We start from the raw sequence: 6,348 nt of genomic DNA on the forward strand, positions 1-6,348 counted from the left end.
GTGCTCGAAGCCGTCGACCGCACCATGCACTACTAGGATTCCCCGCTGAAGGAGACTTCGACGGCAACGGTGTGGACGACCTCGTGATCGGCGCGGACTTCGCGCGGAGCCAGGCCGGACAGGCCGCCGACTTCCTGCTCGGCTACCTGAAGACGCTCACCGAGCTCGACGCCCCCGCCGCCGCGACGATCGGCGACGAGACCGTGCTCACCGCGACAGTCAGCCGCCTCGCAGCCGGGGGAACACCTGTGGCCGGCGGCACCGTGGAGTTCGTCGTGGATGCGCAGCCGATCGACGGCTGCGAGGCCGTCGCCGTGGATGAGAACGGCACCGCCGCATGCGCATACGCGCCCGCCGCAGCGGGCGAGCATACCCTCGGGGCGTCGTTCTCGCCTGACGGTGCGGAGCGCGTACTCGCCTCCAGCATCGAGCACGACATCGAGATCGAGAAGATCGACACCACCGTCACGCTGAGCGGAGACACCGCGGGCATCGCCGGCGACACCGTCGAGTTCAGCGCGAACCTCCCGGAAGGCGCGACCGGCGAGATCGTCTTCCTCGCCGACGGGAAGCCGCTCGGCTCGGCTGAGATCCGCAACGCCGCCGCGCACTTCGCGTACACCCCCGAAGCCGCGACGAGCTACCGGCTCACCGCGGAGTACTCCGGGGACGACGCGCACACCGCGGCGAGCTCGAAGGCGAAGCGCGTCACCATCGACGCGTCACCCGTCTACCTCTCCACGATCCGCCTGAACACCCTGAAGACCGTCTACGGCGTACGTGCGACGGCAGCGGTCACCGTCGACGGGGCGACGAGCGGAACCGTGCTCTTCACCGCCGGCAGCACCGACCTCGGCACCGCCGCCGTCGGCGCGGACGGCATCGCCGAGCTCCGCCTCCCGGTGCTCGCCGTCGGCAGCCACCGCGTCTCCGCGCAGTTCCTCGGCGACGAGAGCCACGCCGATTCCGCGAAACGCACTGCGGCATCCCGGCTTACCGTCGCGAAGGCCTCGGCCGCCTCGATGAAGGTCGTGGCGAAGACCGCCAAGCGGTCCACCCGCCCCACCGTCACCGTGAAGATCGGCAAGCTGAACAACGGCCGGTACCCGACCGGCAAGGTCCAGGTGAAGTTCGGATCGAAGCAGAAGACCGTCACTCTGAAGGCCTCGGCCAAGGGCGTCGTGAAGGTGAAGGCGCCCCAGGCGCTCAAGAAGTCGGTGAAGGTGACGGCGAAGCTCGTCTCCACCTCGACCACCAACGCCAAGTCGGCTTCCGCAACCCAGAAGATCAAGAAGTAGCGCGGGAGCGCCGGCGGGCGAGGGGGCACTGCCTCCCTCGCCCGCTTCGCTGCTCGAGCAGGCCGGTGCCGATGCGGCCCGCTATTCGAGCAGGCCGGTCCGATGCGGCTCGCTACTCGAGCTCGCCGGTGATCCGGCCGCGGACGCGGCGCAGATCCTCCATGAGCGATCCGATCAGCACCCAGTGGTCGGGGTCCGGCCGCGGGATCGTGTACGGCGCAGTGAGGGCCGGCGGCTCCGGCGCGGGCTCGCCGGGCGCATCCGCGCGGCCGAGTCCCTCGAGGTCGTGCGCGGCGCGACGGATTTCTTCCACCATGCCGATCACCGACGGGTCGTCGACGAGGTCGGGCGAGTACAGGTCGTGCACGGCGCGGGACATGCCGACGATCTGGATGGTGATGGGCTGCAGCCGCTGGAAGAGCTCGTCGGCGTCGGCGAGCGCCCGACGGTAGCGGCCGCCGCGCGGGTTCAGCCGGAGACTCTCGCGGGCCTGGCGCAGCAGCGCGTGCACGCGGGACCGTTCGCTCTGCAGCGTGCGCGCCTCGGTGTGCATCTCGGCGAGCCAGCCCTGGTCCCTGGGCTGAGCGAGCGCGTCGCCGACCCGCCGCAGCATCGTGGCGGATCTCTGCGTCAGATCCGAGATCGCCGTCTGCACCGGCAGGACCCGAACCGGCGCGACGACCATGGCGTTGACGACCACGCCGATGGCCGCACCGATCGCGGTCTCGATGAGGCGCTCGAAGCCGTAGCCCAGCTGGAGGCCGCCGAGAGCGATCATCAGGAGCGCGCTGATGGCGATCTGATTGGTCGAGGTCGGTGACATCCGGAGCAGCCAGCCGACCGCCATCGCCACGATGATCGCGGCGATGAAGAGCCAGGCCTGAGGCCCGAAGAGTGCGCCGGCCCCGAGGGCCACGGAGACCCCGATCAGCACGCCGACCACCCGTTCGATCCCGCGGGTGAGGGACTGATCCACGTTGTCCTGCACCACGATCAGTGCGGCGATCGCGCCGAAGATCGGCAGCTCGCCGGGGAACAGCAGGAGGCATGCGAACCAGGTGAGGATCGCGGACCCCGCCGCCTTCATGAGCTGCAGGATCGGCGGTCGCATCGCGACGGTGAAGCGTCCCGTCAGGCGCCGTTCGACGCGCCGCCAGATCCGGGTGGGGGCATCGGTCACAGCAGGCCGATCGATCGGAGCTCCTCGCGCAGGGTCGCCCCGTCGGGCCCGTACACCCAGGGCACGCCGCTGACGCCCTGGTGGAGTCTCGCCTTGGAACGCCCGCCGGCGAGCACGGCCTGACCGACTGAGAGCTGGCGGATCGCCACCGCGGCCACGTTGCCCGGATGCCGGATCGCGAACTCGTGGTACAGCTGCTCATCGTGCTGGCCGTCGTCGCCGACCAGCAGCCACTTCACCTCGGGGAACTCCTGCGCGAGCCGGCTGAGCTCGCGCAGCTTGTGCTCCTTGCCGCTGCGGAACCAGCGCTCCGTGGTCGGGCCCCAGTCGGTGAGGAGCAGGGGGCCCATCGGGTAGAGGTTCCGTTCGAGGAAGCGGCTGAGCGCCGGAGCCACGTTCCAGGCGCCCGTCGAGACGTAGATGACCGGGGCTCCCGGGTGCTCGGCGACCAGGTGGTCGTAGAGCACCGGCATGCCCGGCGTCGAGGTGCGGGCGTGCTCGTCGACGACGAAGCTGTTCCAGGCCGCGACGAGGGGGCGGGGGAGCGCGGTGTTCAGAATGGTGTCGTCGACGTCGCTGATGATGCCGAAGCGGGCGCGCGGATCCGCCACGATCACCGGCGCATCCACGCCGCCGGTGTCGCCGGTCTGCAGGGTGACCGTGTGCCATCCGGGCTCGAGGGCGACGGGGACGATGGAGTCGATGACTCCGCCGCGGTCGCTCACGATCTCGGTCACCGGTTCGCCGTCGATGAGCACGCGGACGGGGTGGTAGGGCACGTGCAGGCTCGTGAAGCTGCGCCAGCCGCGCACGCGCCCGACCTGTTCGACGTGGGGGCGCGGACCACGCGGCTCGGCGGCGGTGGCGCCCGAGTCGGAGCGCAGATAGAGGACTCGGCCGAGTACGCGGATCCACTCCGGCGAGCCGTAGCCGATGTACGGGATCACGCCGGGCAGCTTGCCGCGGGCCAGCGCGCGCTTCTGGCGGCGAGCGTGGAACCAGTCGTCCAGCCGCGCCGCGAAACGGGGGCGGCTGTCGGGCTCGTGCTGTTCCGTCACCCGTCCAGCTTAGACGGGGCTCGTGCCGGGCCCGGACGATCGGCGGCGAGCCCGGATCCGCGGGGCGCGAAGGGAAATGATTCGACGTCGAGAGAAATATATTTCGACGTCGAGGGGAATTCGCAGGAGATTCACAGCTTCGGTATCATGGAGACGACCGGCGAAACGCCGGTAGATCCGGCGGGGACGATACCCCGGACCGGAGCTCACTACGGGAGTGCCGCCCCGTGGGGGGCGCGCTCGGTCCTGGAGAACTCGTGAACGAATTCTTGGACGCGTTGACGCTGGCCCGCTGGCAGTTCGGGCTCACGACGCTCTACCACTTCCTCTTCGTCCCGCTCACGGTCGGCCTCAGCCTGCTCGTCGCGCTCCTGCAGACCGCCTGGGTGCGCACCGGAGAGACGAAGTACCTCAGACTGACCAAGCTCTACGGCAAGATCTTCCTCATCAACTTCGCGATGGGCGTCGTCACCGGCATCGTGCAGGAGTTCCAGTTCGGCATGAACTGGTCGAACTACTCGCGCTTCGTCGGCGATATCTTCGGCGCTCCGCTCGCGATGGAGGGGCTGCTGGCCTTCTTCCTCGAGGCGACCTTCATCGGGCTCTGGATCTTCGGCTGGGACAAGCTCCCCAAGGGCGTCCACCTCGCCACCATCTGGGTCACCTCGCTGGCGACGATGCTCTCCGCCTATTTCATCCTCGCGGCGAACGCGTTCATGCAGAACCCGGTCGGCTACGAGCTGAACCCCGAGACGCAGCGCGCCGAACTCGCCGACATCGGCGCGGTGCTCGCCAACCCGGTCGCCATCTGGCAGTTCCCTCACACGATCTTCGCCTCCGTCATGTTCGGAGCCACCGTCATGATCGCCGTCGCGGCCTGGCACCTCTCCCGGCGCCAGTACGTCGACGAGATGCGCACCAGCCTGCGATTCGGGCTGTGGGCCAACATCGTGGCCTTCCTCGGGGTCGGATTCTCCGGCCACTCGCTCGGCATGGTTATGACCGAGACCCAGCCGATGAAGATGGCCACGGCGGAGGCGCTCTACAACAACGCGTCCGGCGCCGACGCCTCCTTCTCGCTGTTCAGCCTGGGCACGCCGGACGGGATGCACGAGATCTTCTCGATCCGCGTCCCCTACCTCCTCTCGTTCCTCGCGAACGGCAGCTTCGACGGCTCCGTCGAGGGCATCCGCGACCTGCAGGCCGAGTACACCGAGCTGTACTGCGGCGACGCCGGAACCGCACTCACCTGCCCGAGCGACGGATCCTTCGTGCCGATCGTGTGGGTGACCTACTGGGCCTTCCGCTGGATGATCGGCCTCGGCCTGCTCTCCGCACTCGTCTCGGTGGTCGGGCTGTGGATCACGCGGGCGCGGCGCGACGTCCCCGCCTGGGCCTGGAAGCTCGCCGTCTGGACGGCGCCCCTGCCGATGCTGGGCTCGCTCGTCGGCTGGATCTTCACCGAGATGGGCCGCCAGCCCTGGATCGTGTTCGGGGTGATGACGACCGAGAGCGGCGTCTCGCCGGGGGTGCCCGCCTGGGCGGTGTTGGTCTCGTTGATCGTCTTCACCCTCGTATACGGGGGGCTCGCCGTCGTCGAGTTCAAGCTGATCGTGAAGGCGGCGAAGGCCGGGCCGCCCGATATCGAACAGCCCGCGGACGGCGCCGATGTCGACCATGCCCGATTCGCCACGGTGTACTAGGAGGCCGCGCACATGGAACTCTCGATCCTCTGGTTCTTCATCGTCGGTGTCCTGCTCGTCGGCTACTTCGTCCTCGACGGCTTCGACTTCGGCGTGGGCATGGCCCTGCCGCTCCTCGGGAGGGACAATACCGACCGACGCGTGATCATCAACACGATCGGGCCGGTCTGGGATCTCAACGAGACCTGGCTGATCGTCGCCGGCGCCTGCCTCTTCGCGGCGTTCCCCGAGTGGTACGCGACGATGTTCTCCGGGTTCTACCTGGCACTGCTGCTGATCCTCGTCGCCCTCATCCTCCGCGGCGTCTCCTTCGAATACCGTCACCAGGGCAAGGGCGAGCGATGGACGGGCTGGTTCGACCGGTTCATCTTCTGGGGTTCGCTGCTGCCCCCGCTCCTATGGGGCACGGCCTTCGCGAACCTGGCGCAGGGCCTGCCGGTCCGCCCGCAGGAGACGGGCGGCTGGCTCTACGAGGGGACACTGCTCACGCTGCTGAACCCGTACGGGCTGCTCGGCGGCATCGCACTGACCCTGCTCTGCTTCACGCACGGGCTGGTGTTCATCGCGCTCAAGACCGACGGCGACATCCGCGGCCGTGCCCGAGCCCTCGCCACGCGGGTCGGGATCGTCGCGGCCGTCGCGGCGGCGATCTTCCTCGGGTGGACCGTCCAACAGCACCTGGGCGACGCGAACTCCTGGGCGGTGGTCCTCTTCGCGGCGCTCGCCGCCGCGACCTTCATCGCCGGGATCCTGCTCAACATCGCCGGCCGGGAGGGGTGGTCCTTCACCGCGAACGCGCTGAGCATCGCCTGCGCGCTGCTCACGATCTTCATGGCGCTGTTCCCGAACCTGATGGTGTCGAGCATCGACCCCGCGTACTCCATGAGCGTCCAGGGCGCGGCGAGCTCGGAGAAGACGCTCGGGCTCATGACCTGGCTGGCGGTCTTCAGCCTGCCGCTCGTGATCGCCTACCAGGCCTGGACCTACTGGATCTTCCGCCGGCGGGTCACCCGGGAGCACATTCCGGCGACCGCGTAGGCGCGGGCCCGGGCGACTGCGCGCGGACACGGCCCGGCGACCTGGCCCGCGGATGCGGCTCCGCACGCGCG

5 protein-coding genes are annotated in these 6,348 nt (G+C 69.2%); 3 read left to right on the forward strand and 2 right to left on the reverse strand.

The annotated features are described in order from the left end of the window. Nucleotides 1-1,298, forward strand: a 1,298-nt coding sequence (locus ACFPZL_RS08725) for an Ig-like domain-containing protein (protein WP_382335119.1), incomplete at its 5' end; no start/stop codon positions are given. Nucleotides 1,299-1,410: 112 nt separating this feature from the next. Here the strand turns inward: ACFPZL_RS08725 and ACFPZL_RS08730 are convergent. Together ACFPZL_RS08730 and ACFPZL_RS08735 are read right to left on the reverse strand one after the other, a co-directional pair. After that, nucleotides 1,411-2,478 carry an FUSC family protein gene (locus ACFPZL_RS08730; protein ID WP_236021999.1) on the reverse strand — a complete coding sequence of 356 codons (1,068 nt, stop codon included), beginning with the start codon at nt 2,476-2,478 and terminating at the stop codon, nt 1,411-1,413. After that, the gene (locus ACFPZL_RS08735; RefSeq protein WP_218114815.1) at nt 2,475-3,536 is read right to left on the reverse strand and encodes an App1 family protein; all 1,062 of its coding nucleotides are present in this window, start codon (nt 3,534-3,536) and stop codon (nt 2,475-2,477) included. Before ACFPZL_RS08735 ends, ACFPZL_RS08730 begins: the two co-directional genes overlap by 4 nt. A gap of 257 nt (nt 3,537-3,793) precedes the next feature. Here ACFPZL_RS08735 and ACFPZL_RS08740 point away from each other — a divergent pair, with 257 nt between their 5' ends. After that, nucleotides 3,794-5,239 (forward strand): cytochrome ubiquinol oxidase subunit I, encoded by a 1,446-nt coding sequence (locus ACFPZL_RS08740; RefSeq protein WP_218114814.1) that lies wholly within the window; start codon nt 3,794-3,796, stop codon nt 5,237-5,239. 12 nt (nt 5,240-5,251) lie between these two features. Then, complete coding sequence (gene cydB, locus ACFPZL_RS08745) at nt 5,252-6,277, forward strand: cytochrome d ubiquinol oxidase subunit II (RefSeq protein WP_218114813.1); 1,026 nt, start codon at nt 5,252-5,254, stop codon at nt 6,275-6,277. Nucleotides 6,278-6,348: the final 71 nt, after the last annotated feature.

The sequence above is a fragment of the Leucobacter soli genome (assembly GCF_042659205.1).
In the GTDB taxonomy this organism is placed as follows: domain Bacteria; phylum Actinomycetota; class Actinomycetes; order Actinomycetales; family Microbacteriaceae; genus Leucobacter; species Leucobacter soli.

Bases quoted from the DNA above. Each gene is read 5' to 3' on its own strand.
- cydB (WP_218114813.1), top strand. From the start codon at position 5,252: ATGGAACTCTCGATCCTCTGGTTCTTCATCGTCGGTGTCCTGCTCGTC.